This window comes from Rhodococcus sp. NPDC078407 (assembly GCF_044542515.1).
Lineage (GTDB): Bacteria > Actinomycetota > Actinomycetes > Mycobacteriales > Mycobacteriaceae > Rhodococcoides.
The window spans coordinates 121487-146516 of the sequence record NZ_JBITUQ010000006.1 but is presented as its reverse complement, the minus strand read 5'-3'; the positions used below and the strand labels follow the sequence as shown (position 1 = coordinate 146516).

The window sequence follows — 25030 nt, the reverse complement described above, 5'->3', positions numbered from 1 at the left end:
GTCAGCCGAGCTGTATCTCGGGGCGGCCTTCGGGGACGGTGACGGTTGCTGCGGTGCGCACCGAGGCCCCACGCGTCGAGACCCGATCGAGAACTCTTACCTCCGAACGCCATTCGGTGTTCGTCAGCGTGCTGCGAAGATAGCCGCGACGAGCGTTGCCGTACTTCACATGCGGAGAACCGTCGGCGATGGCGGCTCCGGTGGAATCGACATCGGCACCGTCCTTGCCCGACGCGATGGACGTGGTCGCAATCTCGACTCCCTGGATCGGCGACACCTGATCCTGGTAGTCCCGTCGCAACTCCGAGACGATCGTGCGGTGAATGTCGCCGACGATCGACGCCACGTTCTTCGTGCCGCGATCCCTCGCCCCGTCCAGAATTCTGTGCCGAGACGCCTCGTACCCGCTCCACGGATCCATCCCGACCTTGCGATCGCTGCCCTGGCCGCGTGCGAGATCGGCGATCACCGTCTGGTGCGCCAGGAAATTCCACCTCGACGGTGACGCGAAACCGTCGAGGATCCACTGTTCCTGTGCCGCACCGGTGATGGTGCGTGACGGATCGGCCGTCTCGGCGTCCTGCGCATGCTCGCCGTCCCCGTGTGCCTGATCGCTGCGGTACTGCCGGGTATCGAGCACCGAGAAGTCCACCAGATCACCGAACGAGAACCAGCGATACACCTTCATATCCGGACCGACGGGCTTCAGATTTGCACGAACCGGAGTGTTCTCCCACCATGCCTTGAACGCATCGGCCCTACGCAACAGGAACTCTCGCGGATCGTCGTCATCTTGGCTGATCTGCGAAGCCCAGTTGTTGTCCACCTCGTGATCGTCGAACGTCGAGACGAACGGCGCGGATGCATGTGCGGCGGCCAGGTTCTCGTCTGCCTTGTACAGTGCGTATCGATCGCGATAGTCGCTGAGCACCATAGTTTCTCGGGTTGCCGACTCAGTACGCGGCTCACCTTTCCTGGCACCCTCGTCCTTGATCGCGTACTCGTAGATGTAATCGCCCAGGAAGAACACCACATCCAGATTCGACGCCGCCAGGTCCTGGTACGCGCCGAAGTAACCGTCCTCCCACTTCTGACACGACGCCCACGCGAAATCGAGCTTGCTCAGCGACTGACCCACTGCGGGTGCGGTTTTGGTGCGGCCCACCGGACTGGCATGCGGCCCCACGAGGAACCGATAGAAGTATTCGCGAGCGGGCTCGAGGCCTCGGACATCGACGTGGATCGACCAGCCGTCGAACTCGGTGGCGAGCTCGATGCCTTCGCGACTGATCCGCCCGAAGTTCTCGTCGGCCGCAATCTGCCACCGCACCGGCACCACGCCGGGATTCATACTGCCCAGCGGAGCGAACGGATCGGTAGCGAGCCTGGTCCACAACACCACCGAATCGGGCAGTGGGTCGCCGGAGGCCACGCCGAGACGGAAGGGGTAGTCGGGTGTCACCACCGACTGTGCGTGCGCGGCAGTTCCCGCCAGTTCTGGAGTGAACGCAAGCGCCCCCACCAACGCACTCCACGTCAGGAACTGTCGACGCGTGGGCCCCGCCCGCAGGGACATGTCCCGCCCGATCCGAATCTCATTACCCCGTCTCACCATCATTCGAGGCTGTCGTGCCGGGACGAACTCTGCCCGTCATCGACTCGACGAAAAGATGAACTCCACGGGTCCTTTCGATTCGGTCAGCTGCTGCCGAACATCGGAGGTAGAGCGGGAATCACCGGGACAGGATAGGCGGCTACATTCATGATGACGGTGCCGTCGCAGTAGCCGCCGTAGATCGTGGTCTCCCAGACGCCCTCGAAGCTACCGTCGGGCTGCGGGGTGTAATACGCCACCGAGCGGGCATCGTTGTAGTCCTTGGGAACGCCTTCGCCCCGGTAGCAATCCCACACCCAGTCGTAGGTATGCACCCAACTCGTGCCGTCCCAGATGTAGTCGATCGGACGGTTCTGGAGAGACTCGTTCGCCGGCGGTGGACCGGCAACAACAGAAGCGACGCACTCTCCGTCGGCGCAGCCGGAGGCGAAGGTGTAGACGTTGGAGAAGTCCGGTTCGCGCTGTGACGCCGCTGCGCTCGTGCCGGTCTTGCTCGCCGCGAACCGCATCAAGGAGTAATCCCCGGACCACGACGGCTCAGCACCGGGTGCAGCACCGGCCGGGAGGGCACCCGCGAGAATCCACGCCATGACCATCGCAACAACGAGCACAGTCTTTCGCATCGGCCAACGATAGCGGGCGATCCACCCCACCGAGCCCGGACGACGAAATTGGTAGACCGGTTGGTTCTTTCGGATGAGCCGTACTGGTCTTGCTGCGGGTACGAGTTCGAGGAATGCATTCCATTCAGGACCGAACGCGTCCGCAATGTGGGGAATGGTCGAAGGCATGACGAACATCGACCGCACAGGATCCCAGATCGACCATCTCAAGATCGGCGTCGGCGACCTCGCCGCCAGCGCCGAATTCTACGGCGCTGCTTTGGCACCGCTCGGTATCACCGAGATCATGCGGGTGCCGCACACGCCCGAGGCACACCAGCTCGCCATGATCGCCTTCGGTTGGGCGGAGACGAAGCCCTACTTCTGGATCGTCGACGCACCGGGTTCGGCCATCGGCCCCCATACACATCTCGCCTTCAGTGCCCCGGACCGCGCCGCGGTCGACGCCTTCCACGCCGCAGCACTGTCGGCAGGAGCTGTCGAACTCCGGGCACCGGGACTACAGCCGGAATACCACTCGACGTACTACGGATCTTTCGTGCGGGACCTGAACGGCATCGACCTCGAGGCCGTTTGTCACCACGGTTGAACCACCTCGAGTGATCCGAGGGGGAGGTAGGTCACTGCGGCCTCGGCAGAGTTCCGTTCGCTCTCACATGGTCACGCAGCCGAGTGAGAATGGATTCGAGAGCGGAGATATCCTCGGGGACAAGCCCATCGAAGAACAATCGGCGCACCACGTCGACGTGACCTGCCGCCGACTCCTCCAGTGCCGCCCGGCCCGCGTCGGTGAGTACAGCATCCGTGGCGCGCCCGTCGCTGGTCGAGACCGCGCGATCGGTGAGGCCACGAGCGCACATCCGAGCAAGGTGGTGAGATGCCCTGCTCCGCTCCCATCCGATCTCGGCTGCCAGGTCGGTCACCCGGCGACGCCCGTCGGGACTGTCCGCCAACGCGACGAGCACCGAGTAGTCGGCCAGGGAAAGACCATGATCCTCGGTCAACTGCCGATTCATCTCGAACGTCATCTGCAGTGACAAACCCATGTAGGCCCGCCAGGCCGATTCCTGGGCGGGCGTCAACCACGGGCCGCCTTCGGGCTTATTAGGTGACATGTCACGTACTTTCTGCGATGATCGGCGTCGGGCGTGTGCGCACCGAGCCCCGCCCACCAACCTTAGGGGCACACCATGGAACGCATCTCTCACGCAGAGTTGGTACGTCGCAACGTCGTCGAGGTCTTCAATGCCACCGACGCCGATCGACGACGCGAACTCATCGAAGCCATGTATCACCCGGACGCGGTGTTCTACGACGCCGAAAACACCGCGACCGGCCGCGAAGCCGTGATAAACGCAATCGCCGCCCTCCTTGCGGACTCTGCCGGACTCACCTTCTCGGTCTCCGTCGAACCCGCCGTGCTGGGGGACGTCGCGCGCATCTCCTGGGCACTCTCACCGCCCGACGCCCCAGCCGTCGTCACCGGTCAGGACTTCGCCGTCGTCAAGGACGGCACGATCGCCGAGCTGTACACGTTCGTCGATCGGAAATAGCCCGGCCGATCCGTCAGGCTTGCACCACCCATACCGAATTTCCGTCGGGATCACGCAGCGCGAACATGGGCGGCGCACCGTCCTCCGTCCCGGAAATTGCGTCCATGTCGACACCGCCGATGGCGGCCAATCGCGCATGTTCTGCTGCAACGTCGGCCGTCTCGACGCCGATGGAGCCCCCGCCGGGAGCACCACCCATCGGTGGATTGAGGGCGAGCCGCGCCGTCGAACCGGGCGGTGCCACCTCGACCCACCGATACTCGCCCTCGGGGCCGAAACGAGTGTCGTCTCGTACCTCGAAGCCGAGTACACGCGAATAGAACTCGACAGCCGCGTCCTGGTCCGCGACGGAGAACATGGCCACGCCGATGTTCACGATGGTGCTGGGTGTTTGGTTGCTCATACCGGTAGGACTCGGGCGACGCGGGAAACTCACCGCGCCTCTGCAGAGACGGACAAAGCCCCGCACCGACCGAAGTCGATGCGGGGCTTTGTTGGTCACGCCCTGTCGTCGTGCGCGGAAATTCGTAGTGGACTACGAGTTTCTGTGCACGTGCGACGAAGTCGCTCTAGCGGTATTCGTTGGAGAAACCGTAGTCGTCGAGCGGCACTGCAGCGCCGGTTCCCTGGCCGAAGCCGTCCGGGCTGTAGTACTGATCGTCGTAGGACGGCACCGCGTATGCCGCGGCGCGCGCCTCCTCGGTCGGCTGCACCGTGATGTTCCGGTACCGGTTGATGCCGGTACCAGCCGGGATGAGCTTACCGATGATGACGTTCTCCTTGAGACCTATGAGCTTGTCCGAGCGGCAGTTGATCGCCGCGTCGGTGAGCACACGAGTGGTCTCCTGGAAGGACGCTGCCGACAGCCACGAGTCGGTGGCCAGCGACGCCTTCGTGATACCCATCAGGACCGGACGTCCGGCTGCGGGCTCGCCGCCCTCGGAGACGACGCGACGGTTGCTCGACTCGAATTCGCTGCGCTCGGTGAGTGAACCGGGCAGGAATTCGGTGGAGCCGCTGTCGATGATCGTCACGCGACGGAGCATCTGGCGCACGATCGTCTCGATGTGCTTGTCGTGAATCGACACACCCTGCGACCGGTACACCTCCTGGACCTCGTTGACCAAGTGAATCTGCACCTGGCGAGGACCCATCACGCGCAGCACCTCGTGCGGATCGGCAGCACCTTCCATGAGCTGCTGGCCGACCTCGACGTGGTCACCGTCCGCCAACAGGCGCTCGGTGCCGTCGTCGTGCTTGAAGACGCGCAGACGCTGACGCTTGGAGAGCTTGTCGTAGACAACCTCTTCGCCGCCGTCGTCCGGGACGATGGTGATCTTGTAGAAACGATCGCCGTCCTCGAGCTGGATGCGTCCCGACACGTCCGCGATCGGAGCCTTGCCCTTCGGCACACGTGCCTCGAACAGCTCCTGCACGCGAGGCAGACCACCGGTGATGTCATCTCCGGCGACACCACCCTGGTGGAAGGTACGCATGGTCAACTGGGTACCGGGCTCACCGATGGACTGTGCGGCAACGATACCGACGGCCTCACCGATGTCGACCAGCTTGCCGGTGGCCATCGAGCGGCCGTAGCAGGTGGCGCAGACGCCGGTGCCGGTGGTGCAGGTGAGCACCGAGCGAACCTTGACCGACGTGATGCCCGCAGCGAGCAGCGCGTCGATGGCCGGGTCACCGAGATCGTGTCCGCGAGCGACGATGACCGTGCCGTTCTCGTCGACAGCGTCGTTCGCCAACGTGCGGGCGTACGTGCTGGTCTCGACGTGAGCGTCGCGGATCATCTTGCCGTCGGCGGTCTTCTCGGCGATCGTCGTGACGATGCCGCGCTCGGTGCCACAGTCGGTTTCCCGAACGATGACATCCTGCGAGACGTCGACCAGACGACGCGTCAGGTAGCCCGAGTCGGCGGTACGAAGCGCCGTGTCGGCCAGACCCTTACGAGCACCGTGCGTGTTGATGAAGTACTCGAGGACCGTCAGGCCTTCCTTGAAGGAAGACTTGATCGGACGCGGGATGAACTCACCCTTCGGGTTCGTCACCAAGCCCTTCATGCCGGCGAGCGAGCGAACCTGAGTCATGTTTCCGGCTGCGCCGGACTTCACGATCATCGGGATCGGGTTGTCGTCGGGGAAGTGGGCCTCCATGGCCTTACCGACCTGCTCGGTCGCGTCCTGCCAGATCTTGACCAGTGCGGAGTTGCGCTCGACCTTGTCGAGTGCGCCACGCTGGTACTTCTTCTCGATCTGATCGGCCTGAGCCTCGAAGGTCTCCATGATCTGCGGCTTCTCCGGCGGCACGAGGACGTCGGAGATCGAGATCGTGACACCCGAACGCGTGGCCCAGTAAAAGCCTGCGTCCTTGAGCTTGTCGACGGTCTGCGCGACGACGATCATCGGGTAACGCTCGGCGAGATCGTTGATGATGGTCGACTGACGCTTCTTCGGCATCTGCTCGTTGACGAACGGGTAGTCCGCCGGGAGCAGCTCGTTGAAGAGCACGCGTCCCAGAGTGGTCTCCGCGGTCCATGCATCGCCGCGGTTCCAGCCCTCGGGGAACAGCTCGTTCTCGATGTCACGCGGCGGGCGCTGCGTGGTGAGACGAACCCGAATCTGCGACTGCACGGTGAGCGATCCACGATCGACGGCCATCTGAGCCTCGGCCGGGGAGGAGTACGCCCCGAACTCGGCCTGATCGGTCGATGCGTCGACGCGCTCGCCGACAGCACCGGCATCGAGACGTGTCAGGTGGTACAGACCCGTCACCATGTCCAGACGCGGCATGGCGAGCGGACGGCCCGATGCCGGCGAGAGGATGTTGTTCGAGGACAGCATCAGCACGCGTGCCTCGGCCTGAGCCTCGGCGGACAGCGGGAGGTGGACAGCCATCTGGTCACCGTCGAAGTCGGCGTTGAACGCCTCACACACGAGCGGGTGCAGCTGGATGGCCTTGCCCTCGACGAGCTGAGGCTCGAACGCCTGGATGCCCAACCGGTGCAGGGTGGGTGCACGGTTCAGCAGCACGGGGTGCTCGGCGATGACCTCTTCGAGAACGTCCCACACCTGCGGACGCTGACGCTCGACCATGCGCTTGGCCGACTTGATGTTCTGCGCGTGGTTCAGATCCACCAGGCGCTTCATCACGAACGGCTTGAACAGCTCGAGAGCCATCAGCTTGGGCAGACCACACTGGTGCAGCTTGAGCTGCGGGCCGACGACGATGACCGAACGGCCCGAGTAGTCGACGCGCTTGCCGAGGAGGTTCTGACGGAATCGTCCCTGCTTGCCCTTGAGCAAGTCGGACAGCGACTTCAGCGGGCGATTACCCGGTCCGGTGACCGGACGTCCACGACGGCCGTTGTCGAACAGGGCGTCGACCGACTCCTGCAGCATCCGCTTCTCGTTGTTGACGATGATCTCGGGAGCACCGAGATCGATCAGACGCTTGAGGCGGTTGTTGCGGTTGATGACGCGGCGGTACAGGTCGTTGAGGTCGGACGTCGCGAAACGGCCACCGTCGAGCTGCACCATCGGACGAAGCTCCGGTGGGATGACCGGGACAGCGTCCAGGACCATGCCCATCGGCGAGTTACGGCCGGCCTGGAATGCAGCGACGACCTTCAGACGCTTGAGCGCGCGCAGCTTCTTCTGACCCTTGCCACTGCGGATGGTCTCGCGAAGAGACTCCGCCTCGGCATCGATGTCGAAGGTCTGCATGAGCTTCTGGATCGACTCGGCACCCATGGCACCGGTGAAGTACTCGCCGTACCGGTCGATGAGCTCGCGGTAGATGAGCTCGTCGACGATGAGCTGCTTGGGAGCAAGCTTGGTGAACGTGGTCCAGATCTCTTCGAGACGATCGAGCTCACGCTGCGCGCGGTCACGGAGCTGACGCATCTCGCGCTCGCCGCCGTCCTTGACCTTGCGGCGCACGTCGGACTTGGCACCCTCGGCTTCGAGCTCGGCGATATCCGCTTCGAGCTTCTGCGCACGAGCCTCGAGATCGGCGTCGCGCTGATCTGCGACGGCCTTCTTCTCGACCTCCATCTCGGCCTCGAGCGTCGAGAGCTCGTTGTGACGAAGCTCGTCGTCGACCGTGGTGATGACGTAGGCGGCGAAGTAGATGATCTTCTCGAGATCCTTCGGAGCCAGGTCGAGCAGGTAGCCCAGACGTGACGGCACACCCTTGAAGTACCAGATGTGCGTGACCGGAGCGGCCAGTTCGATGTGACCCATGCGCTCACGACGCACCTTGGCGCGAGTGACCTCGACGCCACAACGCTCACAGATGATGCCCTTGAAGCGGACGCGCTTGTACTTGCCGCAGTAGCACTCCCAGTCCCGAGTGGGGCCGAAGATCTTCTCGCAGAAGAGGCCGTCCTTCTCGGGCTTGAGCGTGCGGTAGTTGATGGTCTCCGGCTTCTTGACCTCGCCGTAGGACCACTGACGGATGTCGTCTGCAGTGGCAAGGCCAATGCGGAGTTCATCGAAGAAGTTGACGTCGAGCACGTAACTTCCTTTCCCCGTTATGGGTGTTGTGCTGGAAGAGCAAATGAGAAGAACGCCTCCGGGCCTGCAATGACACAGGCCCGGAGACCACTGAACTACTGAGCTAGGTCGTCGACCGTTGCAGCTTCGTTGCGGGAGAGGTTGATTCCCAGGTTGGCTGCGGCACGCTCGAGGTCTTCGTCGTCACCGTCGGCCATCGTGATGGCTGCGCCGTCCGAGGACAGCACCTCCACGTTGAGGCACAGCGACTGGAGCTCCTTGAGGAGCACCTTGAAGGACTCGGGGATACCGGGCTCGGGAATGTTCTCGCCCTTGACGATCGCCTCGTACACCTTCACGCGGCCGACAACGTCGTCCGACTTGATGGTGAGAAGCTCCTGCAGCGTGTACGCCGCACCGTAGGCCTGCATGGCCCAGCACTCCATTTCACCGAAGCGCTGTCCACCGAACTGGGCCTTACCACCGAGGGGCTGCTGCGTGATCATCGAGTACGGCCCGGTCGAACGAGCGTGGATCTTGTCGTCGACCAAGTGGTGCAGCTTGATGATGTACATGTAGCCCACCGACACCGGGTACGGGAACGGCTCGCCGGAGCGGCCGTCGAACAACGTGGCCTTTCCGTCGGAGCCGACCATCTGCTCGCCGTCGCGGTTGGGAATCGTGCTCTCCAGCAGGCCGGCGAGCTGATTCTCCTTGGCACCGTCGAACACCGGGGTGGCGATGTTGCTGTCGGCCGGAGCCGCCAGCATCTCCTCGGGCAGGCGTTCGGCCCAATCGGGCTTGCTGCCGTCCGCGGCGATCTGCACGTTCCAACCGGTCTTGCCGATCCAACCCAGGTGGGTTTCGAGGACCTGACCGATGTTCATACGACGCGGAACACCGTGGGTGTTGAGGATGATGTCGATCGGGGTGCCGTCGGGCAGGAACGGCATGTCCTCCTGCGGGAGGATCTTGCCGATGACGCCCTTGTTGCCGTGACGGCCGGCGAGCTTGTCGCCGTCCTGGATCTTGCGCTTCTGTGCCACGTACACGCGGACCAGCTCGTTGACGCCGGGAGGCAGATCGTCGTCGTCGTCGCGCGAGAAGACGCGGATGCCGATGACCTTTCCGTTCTCGCCGTGCGGAACCTTGAGCGAGGTGTCGCGAACTTCGCGAGCCTTCTCACCGAAGATGGCGCGCAGCAGGCGCTCCTCGGGGGTCAGCTCGGTCTCGCCCTTCGGCGTGACCTTTCCGACCAGCACGTCGCCGTCACGAACCTCGGCACCGATACGGATGATGCCGCGCTCGTCGAGGTCTGCGAGGACCTCGTCGGAGACGTTCGGGATGTCGCGAGTGATCTCTTCGGCACCGAGCTTGGTGTCGCGAGCATCGATCTCGTGCTCCTCGATGTGGATCGAGGTGAGAACGTCCTCTTCCACGAGGCGCTGCGACAGGATGATCGCGTCCTCGTAGTTGTGGCCCTCCCACGGCATGATCGCCAGCAGCAGGTTCTTGCCGAGTGCCATCTCACCGTTCTCGGTACAGGGGCCGTCGGCGAGGACCTGGCCGGACTCCACGCGCTGACCCTCGTCCACGATCGGACGCTGGTTGGCGCAGGTGCCCTGGTTGGAACGCGCGAACTTGCGCATCCGGTAGGTCTTGCGCGATCCGTCGTCGGCCATGACCGTGACGTAATCGGCGGAGACCTCTTCGACGACACCGGTCTTCTCGGTGATGACGACGTCACCGGCATCAACAGCTGCACGCAGTTCCATGCCGGTACCGACGATCGGAGCCTCGCTGCGGACCAGCGGCACAGCCTGACGCTGCATGTTCGCGCCCATCAGGGCACGGTTGGCATCGTCGTGCTCGAGGAACGGAATCATCGCGGTGGCGACGGACACCATCTGACGAGGCGAGACGTCCATGTAGTCGATGTCGTCGGACGAGACGAACTCGACCTCTCCACCCTTACGACGGACGAGAATCTTGTCCTCGATGAAGTGACCCGAATCGTCGACCGGAGAGTTCGCCTGCGCGAGCGTGTGGCGATCCTCCTCGTCGGCGGTCAGGTAATCGACATCGTCGGTGACCTTGCCGTCGACGACCTTGCGGTACGGGGTCTCGATGAAGCCGAACGGATTGACGCGTGCGTACACCGAGAGCGATCCGATCAGGCCGATGTTCGGGCCTTCCGGGGTCTCGATGGGGCACATGCGGCCGTAGTGCGAGGGGTGCACGTCGCGGACCTCGAGGCCGGCGCGCTCACGAGAGAGACCGCCGGGTCCCAGTGCCGACAGGCGACGCTTGTGCGTCAGACCCGACAGCGGGTTGTTCTGGTCCATGAACTGCGAGAGCTGGGAAGTTCCGAAGAACTCCTTGATCGCAGCGACGACGGGACGGATGTTGATCAGGGTCTGCGGCGTGATCGCCTCGACGTCCTGAGTCGTCATACGTTCGCGCACGACGCGCTCCATGCGGGACAGGCCCACGCGGATCTGGTTCTGGATGAGCTCGCCGACGGTACGCAGACGACGGTTGCCGAAGTGGTCGATGTCATCGACCTCGACGGGAACCTCGACGCCGTCGGGTGCGGTCATCGAGGTCTCACCTGCGTGCAGACGCACCAGGTACTCGATGGTCGCGACGATGTCTTCCTCGGTGAGGGTCGACGCCACGATCGGCTGACCCGAGTTGAGGCCGAGCTTCTTGTTGATCTTGTAGCGACCCACGCGAGCGAGGTCGTAGCGCTTGTCCTTGAAGAACAGGTTCTCCAACAGGGTCTGCGCCGACTCCTTGGTCGGCGGCTCGCCCGGACGCAGCTTGCGGTAGATGTCGAGGAGCGCCTCGTCGGTACCGGCGGTGTTGTCCTTCTCCAGCGTGGCCATGAGGATCTCGGAGAAGCCGAAGCGCTCCGTGATCTGCTCGGTGGACCAGCCGAGAGCCTTCAGCAGCACAGTGACGGGCTGGCGACGCTTGCGGTCGATGCGGACACCGACGGTGTCGCGCTTGTCGACGTCGAACTCGAGCCAAGCGCCGCGGCCGGGGATGACCTTGACGCTGTGCAGGTCCTTCTCGGTGGCCTTGTCGATCGAGTGATCGAAGTAGACGCCCGGAGAACGCACCAGCTGCGAGACGACGACACGCTCGGTGCCGTTGATGATGAAGGTGCCCTTGTCGGTCATCATCGGGAAATCACCCATGAAGACCGTCTGGCTCTTGATCTCGCCGGTGTTGTTGTTGATGAACTCGGCGGTGACGAACAGCGGAGCCGCGTACGTCATGTCCTTGTCCTTGCACTCATCGGTCGAGGCCTTGACCTCGTCGAAGCGTGGGTCGGAGAAGGAGAGCGACATCGAGCCCGAGAAGTCCTCGATCGGAGAGAGCTCGGTCAGGATGTCCTCGAGTCCGCCGGAGACACCGCTGTCTCCACGGGCGGCGGCACGGTCGCGCCAACTCTGCGCACCTACCAGCCACTCGAACGAATCCGTCTGTACATCGAGGAGACCGGGTACCTCCAACGGCTCGCGAATATTCGCGAACGAAACCCTCCTCGGGGCTCCCGGTGTTCCGACAACTGCCTTGGTCTGGCTAGAGACTGCCAAGATGCGTCCTTCCAGCACCTCACGCGGGTCGCGCCGTTCCGCCGACTGACAGGACCTGTCAGCTGACACGACATGGCGACCGCCGCTGTATCTGTTTGCTATATGTGGGGCGAATTTCGGCTGGTCGCAACCAGACCGAATCCCCATTACAGAGGCCCGAAAACGAGTTTTCGAGCTACAGCAATCGAGAGGTGGACAGGAGGCAGCCAGCGCAACGTCCAAAGGTACCCCAAATGTGCGCACAGCGCAACGGGGGCATCAAAAGTAGCACCCGAGATCGGTTCTCGCACCGAGTCCGGGAATGCGTGTCGCCACGCTGCCTCGAACAGGTGTGCGCCCGTACCGCGTGGGGGTGCTCCTGACGACAAGAGTGACTCGTGCCGCCCCCTTCGTCAAGGGGTTACGCCCGATGGGTTGAGCCGAGCGGTTGAGCCGAGCGGTTGGGCCGAGCGGGGACGGACGGCAGTTGCGCGCGCCCGTCCCCGCTCCACGCCCTACCGACCGCCGGCCCACCGGGTGGCCTCGGCGAGGCCGAAGCCGTGCTCGTCGGCCAACCCACCGAGCCGCTCGACACTGTCGCCGTCCAGAGTGGTTCCGATACTGCGAAGGTTCGTTTGACCCGACAACGCGAGCAGCATCGTCTCGGCCATGCAGGCATACGTCAGGCCCGGAGCCAATCCGTAGGTCAACCCGAAATCCGAACCCGACGGCACCCTGACGATGCCGCCGTCGAACACCGTCACGTCGGGCCGCTCACCGCGCACGTCTCGGCCGATGTTCGGTGGCTGCGCAACATCGCAGACGATGGCACCTTCCATCAGATCCGTCGGATCGATCAACGCGTGCGGTGCCGATGTGGCTGCGATGTCGATCAACGAATCCTGCACCGCAGAAACGGGATCGGCGAAGAACTCGATGTGCCGCGACCTGATCAGATCATCCATGTCGCCGTCGACCTCGACTGCAGCAGCCGCAAGATTCCCCGAGCCGCACCCGGCCGCCACACTCGCCACCATCTCCTGCGCGGCCGCCCACAACTTCGGCGCGACGACCGTGCTCTCACCCCGCCGACCGACCAGAGCGATACTGCCGACCTCGCCGGCCAATTGCTTGCCGATGGTCCGCCCGATGGCCCCGGCAGCCCCGAGAATCGTCACTCGGGCCTGCGCTACGTCGATTCCACGTTCGCGGCAGACGCGTCGAACAGCCCGCAGACTTGCCGCGGCGGTGAACGCGTTGCCGGTGGTGATCGGACGCGACGTCGCGCCGAGGCCCAGCCCGTTCCCGGTGATGACCGACGAATAGCCGCCCAAACCGACGATCGTTGCACCGCGCGAGATCGCGAGTTCGACGGCACCGCCCACCACGCGCAGCGCCTGCTCGGTCGGCAAATGCAGCAATTGCGCCGAGGTGTACGGCAACCCGATCAGGTCGCCGTGCGCCGTTGCGTCCCCTCCCCCGACGACCCGGCCACTGCCGATGACGAACGAGGCGGGGTCGAGCTCGGATGTCGACGCCGCGAACCGCTCGAGCAGGTCCTGTCGCTCCCCGTGATCGAAGACGTCGAGGGCCGGGTCGAAGGCGGCGAAGAACCCCAGATCCAAGGGGTGCGCGATGAACGCAAAACGCCGATCGGTGCGACGGACTGCGATATCGGGGATGCGGCCCGGACGTAGCGCCGCGAGCGACGGTGGGGTGCCGACTGTCGGACGACCCAGCAGATGGCCGAACAACCCGTCCATGTCCCCCACCGCCGCGTAACCCAGCGCCCGATCCAGAGCTGCCACCAGACGCGAGCACTGCACCGCCGACACCGTCAAGGGCGGTTCGATCCGAATCACTCTGTTACCGAACAGAGTTGGAGCCACCCGAATGCCCTCGACATTGAGCAGGTACGAGCAGATCACCGCCGTCAAATTATGTTGCTGAGCAATGGAACCCAGTAGCGATTGACGTCCCACGAAGTTCACGTCGGCGGTGAGTTCGAGGCCGAGCAGGAGCCCGCGACCGCGAACACCGGTGACCACGGACGGATACTTCTCGGCCAACGCACTCAGATCCGTCGACAATTGCCGGCCGAGCACGGCAGCGTTCGTCACCACTGCGCCGTCGTCCCGGGTCAACTCGTCGATCACTGCGATGCCCACCCGCGCCGCCAACGCGTTGCCCGCAAACGTGGACGTGTGGCGCAACGCGAAGCTCTCGTCGACCAACTTCGGTGCACACAACACCGCACCCACCGGAACGATCCCGCCACCGAGCGCTTTCGCGACGGTCAGAATGTCGGGCACCACCCCCTCGTGTTCCGACGCGAACATCCGTCCGGTCCTACCGAGGCCCGTCTGCACCTCGTCGAGCGCGAGAAGTACCCCGTGCCGATCACAGATCTCCCGCACTCGCCGCAGATAGCCGTCGGGCGGGCACACCACTCCGCCTTCGCCCTGGATCGGCTCCACCAAGAACACCGCGTAATGGCCCGGCGCTGCCGACAGGGCCGCGTCGAGCGCGCTCGAATCGCCGAACTCGATGTGATCGAAACCCTCGACCGGCGCCCCGAACCCGGCCTGATACTTGACGTTTCCGGTCGCGGACAGCGCTCCGAGTGTCTTGCCATGGAAACCGTTGCCGGTGGTCAACACACCCAACCGACCGGTATGTAATCGCGCGATCTTGAGCGCCACCTCCGTCGCCTCGGTACCACTGTTGACGAACGTCGTAAGCGTCAACCCGTGAGGTGCGATGCGCCTTAAACGATCCGCCAGTTCCCCCGCTGCCGTCAGTACCGACGGCTGCACGAAAATCGCTTCCCCGCTGCACCGAACATCGTTGATCGCCTGCCAGATCGACGTGGGGCCATGGCCGAAAGGCAGAGCGCCGTACGCCCCCGCGAAATCGAGATAGCGCCGACCGGAGGCGTCGAACAACACCGTCCCGTCGCCGCGCACGTACTCGCGATCCAGATTCAGGGCCGACAACAATCGGTACAGTTCGGGATTGACGTTCTCGGCGAAGCCCGATCGACCGGACCTCGATTCCAGCACGGACAATTCGATAGTTGTGTCAGTCATGACCAGCATGCTCCGTATTCGTCGGATCATCCCTGGCCGTCGAGCTGTGAATGGTTGTCCCGAACAACCAGGGCTCGTCCCAAGCCAGGACGCAATCGCGAGGGTAGCTCGGTGTCACGCTTGGGGCAGACCGATGAAAAGCACACGAAAAGCCCCGTCCGAGCAGTAATTCTGCGTCGAACGGGGCTTGATCGAGCTGTTGGTCGAGCTGCTACTGATCGTCGATGGCCGACAATTTCCACGTGCCGTCGACCTTCTCCATGTTCACCGTCAACGGGCCCTCGGCACTGCCCGAGGCAACGCCGTTCTGTGTGGCACTGATGTTCACGTTGGCAATCAACTCGGCCATACCGTCCTCGAGCCGCACGACGCCGATATCGGTGACCATCGCCTCAGTTCCGGTATCGGTCTGCACCACGGCAGATTTGGTGGTGTCGGCGGTGGAATTGAACTCTTCGAGCATCGACTGATTGAGCACCGCACGAGCGGCATCGAAGTCGGCATCGATCGTGGCGGCCTTATACGTGTACAGGGTCTGAAGCGCATCGGTCGCGGCCGACGTGACTTCCTGCGTGGCCGCGGAATCCACCCACGCCGCATTGTCGATCGTGGCGAACGGCTTGAACGCGGCAACGGCAGCGAACGCCCCGAGCACAACGGCAATGACGGCCACCACGATCACGTGCTTGTAGCCGATTCCCGACGCCGAGGACGAGCCGGTCGACGCCGCATCGGCGGCGGGCTTGTCAGAGGCTGACTTGTCGGTGGCGGGCTTGTCTGTAACTGACTTGTCGGTGGCTGACTTGTCGAGATCGGGCTTCGCAGCAGCCGACTTGCCGAGAGCCGGCTTCGCGGCAGCTGCCGCGGAGGGCCCGGACTTGTCGAGTGCAGGCTTGTCGAGTGCAGGCTTGTCCGACTCAGGCTTGTCTGACTCAGGCTTTGTCGGCTGCGGCGTCGTCGTGGTGCTCGCCGCTGTGTCGGTGGCAGCGGTGTCGTCGGTTCCGGTCACGTCGGTGTCTGTCACGTCGCTGTCGGAGCTGGTAGCAGACGGCTTCCCGGTACCGGCCACCTTGCGGCGAACTTTGCTGGTGGTGGTGGGTGGAACGATCTTGCGACGCTGGAGAGGCACTACAGAACTCCTTCGAAACTCACTTCGGTACAGACGGAAATCACCATTGGCGGATCGGTCAGTTGCCGCCGGTGTCCGGCTGGGGAGCCGGAGTCGCTTCTGTACCGGGGTCGGCCGCATTCGGGTCGGCCGCGTTCGGGTCGGCGGGGCCGCCAGGTTCGGTCGGGATCACGGGGTTGGTGCTGGGGTTGTCGAGCGAGATGCGTGAACCGATGGGATCGACCTTGCTGGTCTTCCACACCCCGTCGACCTCCTCCATGGCCAGCCGCATCGTCAGCTTGCTTCGCTCGCTTCGATCGGGCCAGGTGGTGGTGGTCGCGATGACCACCAGCGCGGTGGCGGTGTTCTCGTCCGTGCTCAGCTCCGTCAGCGTGCCGTGCAGCACCTCTGCCTCGCTCTTGGCACCGGACTGACGCACCTGATCGGTGATACCCGACCGCGTCTGCTCGAGGTCGTTGAGCATCAGGTCGCCGGTGATGGACGACTTCATGTTGTCGAACGACTGGTCGATGGCGGCCGCGTCGACCGTGTTCAGGTTGACGGCCGCTTGCTGGGCACCGGTGAGAGCCGCATCGCGGGTGTCCGCGGTGGGCTTCTGGCTCAGCAATGCGTTACCCCACCCGTATCCGAAGAACACGGCCGCGGCGAGAGCCACCACGGCAACGACTGTGACGACGGCAAACAGGATCTTCGCGGTTTTGTTGCGCCCTGGAGTCGCTGAGGACTCCAGGGCTTCGGTGCTCGAGTTCACACTTTTCACCCTACTACTCGGTAATATCCGGCCGAACCACTCTCGGCCCGACGACAGTGCTGAGCAGCAGTTCCACCGAATCCACTACCTCGGCGTGACGCCGATGAGCGGTGCCAACTGGGTGGCGATGGGGTTGAGGTTGAGCTTTTCCGGATCGACCTTGGGCTTGAGGTCCCACGGCTGCGGCACGTCCGGGTCGGCGAACACGATGCGGTTCGCGCTACGGACGCCCGTCACGCTGCCCTGCGGCGTCGCGCAGTTCGCGTCGAGGTTGAGAGGGTAGTTCTCCCGAGTCGGATCGAAGTTCGGGTTCTTCCGCTTCTCCTCGTCGAGAATTGCCTGGCTGCCCTCGTAACCGACCGTGCAGGGCGGCGGGTTGTTCACTTCGAGCAGCAGACCCTGACGGATCGTGCCGTCGTCCGGGACGATCGTCGAGATACCGGCACCGAGTGCAGGCAGGAACGTCAGGAACGGACGAAGCGCCACATAGCGAGGTTGGGCCTGAGCGGCAACGAGCGCAAGGTTGTTGATATCGGTCGTCAGCGCGGGGCCGGCCTCGGTGATCAAGCCACCGAGCTGGTCGCCGGCCGCAGTACCGGTGTCGATGAGCCGGCGAATGTCGGGATCGCTCGACTTCAGCTGCGCCGTCACCTCGTCCAGACTGGTACTGAACTGACGAATCAAATCCGACTGTTCGGACTGCGTGTTCAGCACCGGAACGGAGTCGCGAACGAGTGCAAGGGTCTGCGGCAACGCCTCGTTGCCTGCTTCGGAGATGCTTCCGAGCGAGTCGACCAACGACGCGAGGTCTGTGCCCTTACCGTTGAACGCCACGCCGAGTTCGTTGACAACCTTCGTCAAGTTCTCCAGCGGCACCGATCGAACCAACGTGTTCGTGTTGGCGAGGACGTCCTCCACCGGCACGGGCGTGGCGGTGTCGGCCACCGCGATCTGCGACCCGTCGACCAGGAACGGGCCCTGATCGGTCTCGGGCTGGAGGTCGACGTACTGCTCACCGATGGCGGACCTGTTGGCCACCACGGCCTTCGTACCGGCCGGGATGTCAGGCCCATCGTTGTCGAGCATGAGCGCGCCTCGGACACCGTCCTGCGTCAGTTCCAGATCTCCGACGGTTCCCACCGGAACACCTCGGTAGGTGACCTCGGCGTTGGAGAAGATGCCACCGGAATCGGCGAGGTTCACATCGACCTGGTACTGGCCGAACCCGAGCATGTTGTCCAAGCGCACGTACTTGCCGCCGACATAGATCAACCCGAGCACGGCGACCACGACGAACGCGACCAACTGAAAGCGAACCAGTTTCGATCTCACTGTCCAACTCCGAACTGCTCGAGCAAATCGTTCAACGGTGCCAGCGGATCGAACGGCGCGGGGGCTTCGGCCACTGCCAGCTCGTTCGCAGGCGCACCCGGGCCGGGAACCGGCGACGGGATGATCGGCGGCAACGGCAGCAACGAGATCGTCGGCCAACCCGGACGAGGTCCGTTTCCGTTGTAGTACGGATTGCTCGGATCGACCACCGGGAGCGTGTTGCCGTACTTCGGCTGGATGTAGACCGGATCTCCTTCACCGACACCGAAGTTGCGCAGCGCGGTGCCGATCGACAGGTCGAGTGAGAGGAACAGGTTGGCGGAGTTGCCCTCGATGATCTTCTCGGTGCCGTCCGCGAACGGCAGGGTCGGAAGCACCGCGAGCGACGTCACCACGTCGTCCGCCGAATCGGCCAGAGCCTGGAGCGTCGGGCGCAGAGCCCGTAGGTCCGCGATCAGATCATCCTTGGACCGATTGATCACGTCGGTACCGACGGCTCCGAGGCGATCGAGCGCACCGAGCATCTCGGTGAGCTGCGGCCGCTGCTGCTCGAGTACCTCGGTGGCGATCGGCAGATCCTTGAGCACGCCGTCGATCTGGTCGGTTTGAGAGTTGACGCGCCCACTGAGCGTGTCGAGACCATCGATGGCGCGGGTGATGTCGTCACGCTGCTGGTTGAGGCCGTCGATCAGCGTGTTCGCCTGCTGCAGAAGCTCCTTCGTCCGGCCTTCGCGACCGTCGAAGGCCGTGCTCAGTTCCTTGACGATCGGCTGGAGCTGCCCGACGCCGCCACCGTTGAGCAGCAGCGAGAGGGCACCGAGCACCTGCTCGATATCGGTGGCATGGCGGGTGCGATCGAGCGGGATCGTGTCGCCGTCCTCCAGCCGCGCCGCTGCCTCGTCGCCCGGAGGTGCCGAGAGCTGCACGAACTTCTCACCGAGCAGGTTCGTCTGTTGCACCGATGCGATCGCATTGGCCGGCAGATCGACGTCGGAGTTCAGGATGACGTTGACGTCGGCGGTCCAGCCGTCGTTCGGGACCGTGATCGAGTCGACTCGGCCTACTGCGACGCCGTCGACCTTGACGGTCGACTGCGGGACGAGGTCCAGTACGTCGTCGAACTGCACCGTCAGGTTCAACGGGTTGTCGCCGACGTCGGCACCGCCCGGAAGCGGTATGGCGTAGATGCCGGCCGACGAGCAGGCTCCGGCCGACAGCGCGACGACACAGACGCCGGCTCCGACGACCAAGGAACGCTTCACACGAGCTCGATTCCGTTTCACAGAGGTTCTCACTGTCCCCCACCTCCGATGTACGACTGCTCCAGTCCGGGCATCGAGCTGTTTCCGAGCCTCGGCGAGACGACGCCCGGAACCGTGCCCGGCACGGACTCGTTCTGCTGAACGTCGTTGGTGAGAACACCGAACGGCAGCACGATCCGGTTCTGGTCGGCGATCGGGGCCTGAATCATGGTGGTGATGTTGGCGCACTGATCGATGATCGGCTGAATCTGCGCACCGAGGGCCTCGAAGCGCGGGTCACCCGGTACCAGCTTGCCCAGGTCGATCAAGCGGCAGACGGTGCCGAGCGGATCCTGCGTCTCGTTCTGCAGATTGGCACGAGTAGCGAGCGTGCCCGACTCTGCGTCGTAGGCGTTGACCAGGTTGCTGATGGCCAGCGGCAGCAACGTCAGGGTCTGCACCAGCTGCTCACGGTTGTCGGCGAGCGTCTGAGTCGGGACCACGAGTCCGTTGGCAGCATCGGTGAGTTCGGTCCGGTTGTCCGCGACGAAGGTCGCGACGTCACCGAGCGAGATCGACAGCTGTTGGAGCGCCGCTCCCAGATCCTCGCGCTGACCCGACAGGAACCCGGTCAGGTCGGCCAACTGAGTGTTGAAGTTGCGGACCTGCTGATCGTTGACGGCCAGCGCACTGACGAACGTCTGCAGATTTTTGATCGTGTCGAACACGTCGGTGCGTGAATCGCTCAACGTCCGACCGGCGGCCGAGAGCTGAGTGATGCTGTTGCCCAACGCTTCACCGTTGCCGTCGAGGTTTGCAGCACCGGTGTTGACGAGGTCGGTCAGCGCACCGTCCTTGTTCGCGCCGTCCGGACCGAGGGCGGTGGACAGGTCGTTGATGGACTTGTACAGCTCGTCGACCTCGACAGGGGTCGCGGTGCGATCCCGACCGATCGTCGTGCCACTGGCCATGGTGTCGCCGCCGGAGTAGGCGGGCGAGAGCTGGACGTAGCGATCGGCGACGAGTGACGGGGTGACCTGCACTGCCTTGGCGTCGGCTGGAATGTCGACACCACGGTCGACGCGAAGGACGACCTCGACGTCCTCACCGAGCGGGGTGACGGAGTCGACCGTGCCCACCTTGACGCCGAGCACACGCACCTCCGAGCCGGAATAGATGCCGACCGACTTGTCGAAGTACGCGGTGATCTTGGTCGTTCCGGCCCGGGTGAACAGCCACCAGCCGGCGACCGCCAACACCAGCGCCACGATCACGACGACCGCGATCAGTGCCAGTTTGTTCTTGTTTTTCGGTGCTGCCTGAGTCTCTGTCATCAGTTCCCCGCCAACGTGTCGAGCGAGGGCTGGCGGTAACCAGGTATCAACGGAACTCCGGGTGGTGTGAGGTTGGCCAGCACGATATCGAGCCATCGACCGTTGCCGGTCACGTTCGTGTACAGCCGAATGAACGGTTCGTACAGCTTCAGCGCGCGGTCGAGGTTGTCGTTGTTGCGCTGCAGGATATCGATGACGCCGTTGAGCTGCTGCAACATCGGGTTGATGGTCGCCTCGTTGTCGCGAACCAGACCGGTCAGCTCCTGTGACACTCGCTGAGTGCCGGTGAGCAGCTGGGAGATGGCCTGCTGCCGGTTGTTGAGTTCCTCCAGAAGCGGGCCCGCGTCGGTGATCAGCTTGTTGAACTGCTCGTTACGGTCGGCCAGCACCTTCGACGTCTCCCCGGTGGCCTCGAACAGCTTCTTGAGCTCCTCGTCGCGGCTGGCCACGGTCTGCGACAACCGAGTCACGCCGTCGAGCGAGGCACGGATGTTCGCAGGCGTCTCGGAGAACGCCTCGGACAGGGTCCGCATACTCGTCGCGAGCTGATCGGTATCGATGTCGTTGATGGTCGACGCCGCATCGGAGAACGCGTCGATGACGTCGTACGGGGACGTGGTGCGCTCGAGCGGAATCCGGTCCTTGGGGCTCAACGTCTCCGGGCCGCTCGGGTCGAGTGCCAGGTATTTCTGTCCCAGCAGGGTCTTGATCGCGATCGCGGCCCTCGACTCGTTGCCGACCCAGGCGTCCTGAACGGTGAAGTCCACGACGACCCGGTCGCCTTCGAGACTCACGTCGGTCACCTTGCCGACCCTGACGCCTGCGATGCGCACCTCGTTGGAGGGCTTGAGGCCTGCGGCCTCGCTGAACTCGGCGGTGTACACCGAACCGGCCCCGATGATCGGGAGACGGTCGAGAAAGAACACCGACATGGTTGCCAGCAAGATGATGGCGATTCCCAGTGCGCCGATCGTTGCCGGACTACGACGAGATGTCATTGCTTGATTCCCCCAGCTTTGCAGCGCTCTGCCGAGTTCGTGTACAGCGGCTGGTTGACGGTCGGAAGCCCGGTCGGCAGATTCAGATTCGGCGAGCTACCCGGTCCGGCGACGATGTCGATACCGCACAGGTAGAACGTGAACCAGGATCCTTGCTGGGCCGTACGAATGAGCTTGTCGAGTTTGACGGGCAGAATTCCGAGGACCGTGTCCACGTCGTCGCTTCGGCGGTTGATCGTCTCGGACAACGTGTTCAACGCAGTGACCGATCCCTGGATCGACGGCCTCGTCGGTTCGAGCAGGTCGGCAGTCGCGTTGGTCAGACCGGCCAGCGAGGTGACGGCGGACCCGACCACGCCGCGATCGGCCGACAGACCCGAGACGAGCTGCTGAGTGTTGACGATCAGGCTGTCGAGCTGCCCGTCGTTCTGGTTCACCGTCGCCAGCACATTGTTCAGATTGTTGATGACCTGGCCGATGACCTGGTCCTTGTCGGCGACGGTGTTGGTCAGGGTCGCTGTGTTGGTGACCAGCTCGTTGATGGTGCCCGACTCCCCCTGGAACACCTGGATGATCTGGTACGACAGCTTGTTCACGTCGTCGGAGCTGAGCGTGGTGAACAGCGGACGGAAGCCGTCGAACAGCGTGGTCAGATTCACCGCAGGCTTGGTCCGCTCCAACGGAATGGTGGCACCCTCGGTGATCTTCCGGCCCTGGTCTCCCGAGCCCTGTTCGATGGCGATGTAGCGCTGACCGACCAGGTTCCGGAACCGGATGGTGGCCGTCGAGCTGGCCGGGAGCCAGTCACGACTGCTCAGCGTGAAGTCCACTTTCGCTTCACGCTCGTTGGCGATCTCGATCTTGTCGACCTGGCCTACGCGAACGCCCGCGATGCGAATCTCGTCGCCCTCGTTGAGCGAGGTGACGTCGGTGAACATGGCCGAGAACTTGGTGCCGCCGCCGCCACTGGAATTGGCGATGGTGAAGGCAAGGGTGGCCGTAGCAAGGATCGTGATCACGGCGAACACGACCAACTTGATGATCGGCGCGAGAAGGCCTCTCATGGCACGGTCACCTCCACTCCTCTCATTGCCGGTGCGCCGATAGCGGCCGCCCACGACGGAATACTGTCCGGTGCGACACCACTCGCCTGCCCGTAGATTACGGCGAGAGTGTCACGCTCGAAGTCCGAGCCCTCGTAGCTCGCCGGCTGCGCGGCTGCGGAGACGGCAGGAACGATGGAACTCTGAGCCGACTTCGGTGGCCCCTGTCCTTCGATGACCTGCGGCCCCGGGTTGCGGGTCGGCACCTGGTAGGAACCGTCGTTGATCGAGCCTCCCGGATACTGCGGGAAGAACTCACCCGGCGCGGCAGGCTCGAAGCAGGTGGCTCCGCGGTCGTCGAACAAGCGCGGCTCGTCCTGGTTCGGCAAGTAACGGCCCTTCGGGTTGACGAACGATGCGGACACGTTGACGCCGGGGTACTCGTCGCCCTCGCCGAGCACGATCTTGCCGCGCCTGGCACCTTCGGCGAACTGGCTGAACGTGCAGCCGAACGTCGGGGAGAACTCGGCCAGCAGCTCGAGCGCTTCCCGAGAGTTGGCAGCCAATCCGATCAGGTTCTCGGAGTTGGTCTGCAGGAAATCCGCGGTCGTGTACGACGCAGAGGTCAGCGATCCGTACAGCGTGTCGAGGCTGGACTGCCGCTCGACGACGGTGTTGCCCGTCGTCCGCAGGTTGTCCAGCGCCGAGATCAGCTCGGGTGCCGCGTCTGCGTAGGTCTGCGAGAAGTCGGCGAGACCGACCAGCGTCTGCTGGATGTTCGGCAACTCCGTGTTCAGACCCGACACGACGTTCGTCAGATCGTCGATGGTCTGTCCCAACCGCTCGCCGCGGCCGCTGAGGCCTTGCGCCAACGACCCGAGGGTGTTGGCCAGATCCTGCGGCGGAATCGCCTGCAGCAGTGGAAGCAAGCCGTCGAGCAATTGACCGACCTCGATGGCATTGCCGCTGGTGTCCTGTTTGAGGACAGTGCCCTCGGTGATCGGCGACGCCGCATCGTTCTCGGGCAGGATCAGCGCGACGTAGCGCTCACCGAACAGTGTCTTGGGGAGCAACCGCGCCGTTGCGTTGGACGGAATCAGTGGAGCCTTGTCCGGGTCGATGGTCAGCTCCGAGGTGACGATGCCGTCGACGGTGGACGCCGAGCGCACCTCGCCGACGATCATTCCGCGCACCTTGACATCGGCGTTCATCGGTAGAGCGTTGCCGACCGAATCGGTTTCGAGGCTGACCTTCACCACGTCCTTGAAGGTCTTGTTGTACGACGTAATGCTCCATCCCAAGAACAGGATGAGCACCAGGAAAAACGCCAAACCGAGCAGTACTCGCTTCAGTCGCGACGGCGAGTCGATCATCCCGCAACCCTCACTGTGGTGGTCGTGCCCCAAATGGCGAGGCTCAAGAAGAAGTCCAGTACTGCGATCGTGACGATCGCAGTACGAACGGCACGGCCTACTGCGACGCCGACACCGGCAGGTCCGCCGGAAGCGTGGTAGCCGTAATAGCAATGGATCATGATCAGAACGAAGGCGAATATCAGCACCTTCAAGAACGAATACAACACGTCTTCCGGAGGTAGGAAGAGGTTGAAGTAGTGGTCGTAGGACCCCGTCGACTGCCCGTTGAAGATCGTGCTGATCCCACGCGATGCCACGTACGACGCCAACAGTCCGACGATGTAGAGCGGGATGACGGCAACGAAGCCTGCGATCATGCGCGTCGTCACCAGGAACGGCACGCTGGGTACGGCCATCACCTCGAGCGCGTCGATCTCCTCGGAGATCCGCATGGCACCGAGCTGAGCGGTGAAACCACAGCCGACGGTGGCCGAAAGCGCCAATCCGGCGACGATCGGTGCGATCTCACGGGTATTGACGTACGCCGACAGGAAGCCGGTGAGCACGGAGCTTCCGAGCTGCTCGAGTGCGGCATAGCCCTGCAGGCCGACGACGATGCCGGTGAAGCCGGACATCATCACGATCACGCCGATGGTTCCACCGATGACGGCGAGCGCACCGCTACCGAAGGTGACCTCCGCCAGCAGGCGGAGCACCTCTTTCTTGTAATGCACTGCGGTCTTGGGAATCCACCCGATTGCTCGCAGATAGAACGACATCTGCTCGCCTGCGCGGTCGAGCACGTTGAGCGGGGCATTGCCGACGCGCTTGACGCGCATCAGCGTGCGGTCACCGCGACCTCTTGCGATAGTCATCGC

General features: G+C 63.8%; 18 protein-coding genes. 2 read left to right on the top strand and 16 right to left on the bottom strand.

The genetic code is table 11. The features are described from left to right. Position 1: 1 nt before the first annotated feature. Together ACIGGF_RS09090 and ACIGGF_RS09085 are read right to left on the bottom strand one after the other, a co-directional pair. Entirely contained in the window at positions 2-1576 is a 1575-nt protein-coding gene (locus ACIGGF_RS09090) for an alkaline phosphatase D family protein (protein ID WP_397521036.1), read from the bottom strand. A gap of 122 nt (positions 1577-1698) precedes the next feature. Further along, positions 1699-2238, bottom strand: coding sequence for a hypothetical protein (locus tag ACIGGF_RS09085; RefSeq protein WP_397521035.1), 540 nt, complete (start codon positions 2236-2238; stop codon positions 1699-1701). A gap of 166 nt (positions 2239-2404) precedes the next feature. On the opposite strand from ACIGGF_RS09085, the gene ACIGGF_RS09080 reads away from it, so the two are divergent. Beyond that, positions 2405-2827 carry a VOC family protein gene (locus ACIGGF_RS09080; protein ID WP_397521034.1) on the top strand — a complete coding sequence of 141 codons (423 nt, stop codon included), beginning with the start codon at positions 2405-2407 and terminating at the stop codon, positions 2825-2827. A 31-nt stretch (positions 2828-2858) separates the two neighbouring features. On the opposite strand, the gene ACIGGF_RS09075 is transcribed toward ACIGGF_RS09080, so the two are convergent. Then, a complete protein-coding gene (locus ACIGGF_RS09075; protein ID WP_397521033.1) occupies positions 2859-3353 on the bottom strand; it encodes a MarR family winged helix-turn-helix transcriptional regulator in 495 nt (164 codons plus the stop codon). Positions 3354-3428: 75 nt separating this feature from the next. On the opposite strand from ACIGGF_RS09075, the gene ACIGGF_RS09070 reads away from it, so the two are divergent. Then, entirely contained in the window at positions 3429-3791 is a 363-nt protein-coding gene (locus tag ACIGGF_RS09070; protein ID WP_397521032.1) for a nuclear transport factor 2 family protein, read from the top strand. A gap of 13 nt (positions 3792-3804) precedes the next feature. Here the strand turns inward: ACIGGF_RS09070 and ACIGGF_RS09065 are convergent, their stop codons facing one another. The 13 genes from ACIGGF_RS09065 to ACIGGF_RS09005 form a co-directional block, all read right to left on the bottom strand. Further along, on the bottom strand, positions 3805-4194 hold the full coding sequence (locus tag ACIGGF_RS09065; protein ID WP_397521031.1) for a VOC family protein: 390 nt from the start codon (positions 4192-4194) through the stop codon (positions 3805-3807). Between the two features lie 166 nt (positions 4195-4360). Continuing rightward, positions 4361-8317: a DNA-directed RNA polymerase subunit beta' gene (locus ACIGGF_RS09060; RefSeq protein ID WP_027498213.1), complete on the bottom strand. Its 3957-nt coding sequence runs from the start codon at positions 8315-8317 to the stop codon at positions 4361-4363. 95 nt (positions 8318-8412) lie between these two features. Continuing rightward, positions 8413-11919 (bottom strand): DNA-directed RNA polymerase subunit beta, encoded by a 3507-nt coding sequence (gene rpoB / locus ACIGGF_RS09055; RefSeq protein ID WP_397521030.1) that lies wholly within the window; start codon positions 11917-11919, stop codon positions 8413-8415. A gap of 476 nt (positions 11920-12395) precedes the next feature. Next, positions 12396-14969 (bottom strand): aminotransferase class III-fold pyridoxal phosphate-dependent enzyme, encoded by a 2574-nt coding sequence (locus tag ACIGGF_RS09050; protein WP_397521029.1) that lies wholly within the window; start codon positions 14967-14969, stop codon positions 12396-12398. 211 nt (positions 14970-15180) lie between these two features. Next, positions 15181-16098 carry a hypothetical protein gene (locus tag ACIGGF_RS09045; RefSeq protein WP_397521028.1) on the bottom strand — a complete coding sequence of 306 codons (918 nt, stop codon included), beginning with the start codon at positions 16096-16098 and terminating at the stop codon, positions 15181-15183. A 58-nt stretch (positions 16099-16156) separates the two neighbouring features. Continuing rightward, entirely contained in the window at positions 16157-16849 is a 693-nt protein-coding gene (locus ACIGGF_RS09040; RefSeq protein ID WP_397521027.1) for a hypothetical protein, read from the bottom strand. 84 nt (positions 16850-16933) lie between these two features. Then, positions 16934-18181, bottom strand: coding sequence for an MCE family protein (locus ACIGGF_RS09035; RefSeq protein WP_397521026.1), 1248 nt, complete (start codon positions 18179-18181; stop codon positions 16934-16936). Next, positions 18178-19443, bottom strand: coding sequence for an MCE family protein (locus tag ACIGGF_RS09030; RefSeq protein WP_397521025.1), 1266 nt, complete (start codon positions 19441-19443; stop codon positions 18178-18180). Before ACIGGF_RS09030 ends, ACIGGF_RS09035 begins: the two co-directional genes overlap by 4 nt. A gap of 29 nt (positions 19444-19472) precedes the next feature. After that, entirely contained in the window at positions 19473-20756 is a 1284-nt protein-coding gene (locus ACIGGF_RS09025; protein WP_397521024.1) for an MCE family protein, read from the bottom strand. Further along, entirely contained in the window at positions 20756-21754 is a 999-nt protein-coding gene (locus ACIGGF_RS09020; RefSeq protein WP_397521023.1) for an MCE family protein, read from the bottom strand. The genes ACIGGF_RS09025 and ACIGGF_RS09020 overlap by 1 nt, the downstream gene beginning before the upstream one ends. After that, the gene (locus ACIGGF_RS09015) at positions 21751-22818 is read right to left on the bottom strand and encodes an MCE family protein (protein ID WP_397521022.1); all 1068 of its coding nucleotides are present in this window, start codon (positions 22816-22818) and stop codon (positions 21751-21753) included. Before ACIGGF_RS09015 ends, ACIGGF_RS09020 begins: the two co-directional genes overlap by 4 nt. Further along, the gene (locus ACIGGF_RS09010; protein ID WP_397521021.1) at positions 22815-24170 is read right to left on the bottom strand and encodes an MCE family protein; all 1356 of its coding nucleotides are present in this window, start codon (positions 24168-24170) and stop codon (positions 22815-22817) included. Before ACIGGF_RS09010 ends, ACIGGF_RS09015 begins: the two co-directional genes overlap by 4 nt. Next, the gene (locus ACIGGF_RS09005) at positions 24167-25027 is read right to left on the bottom strand and encodes an ABC transporter permease (protein WP_027498223.1); all 861 of its coding nucleotides are present in this window, start codon (positions 25025-25027) and stop codon (positions 24167-24169) included. The genes ACIGGF_RS09010 and ACIGGF_RS09005 overlap by 4 nt, the downstream gene beginning before the upstream one ends. Between the last annotated feature and the right edge of the window lie 3 nt (positions 25028-25030).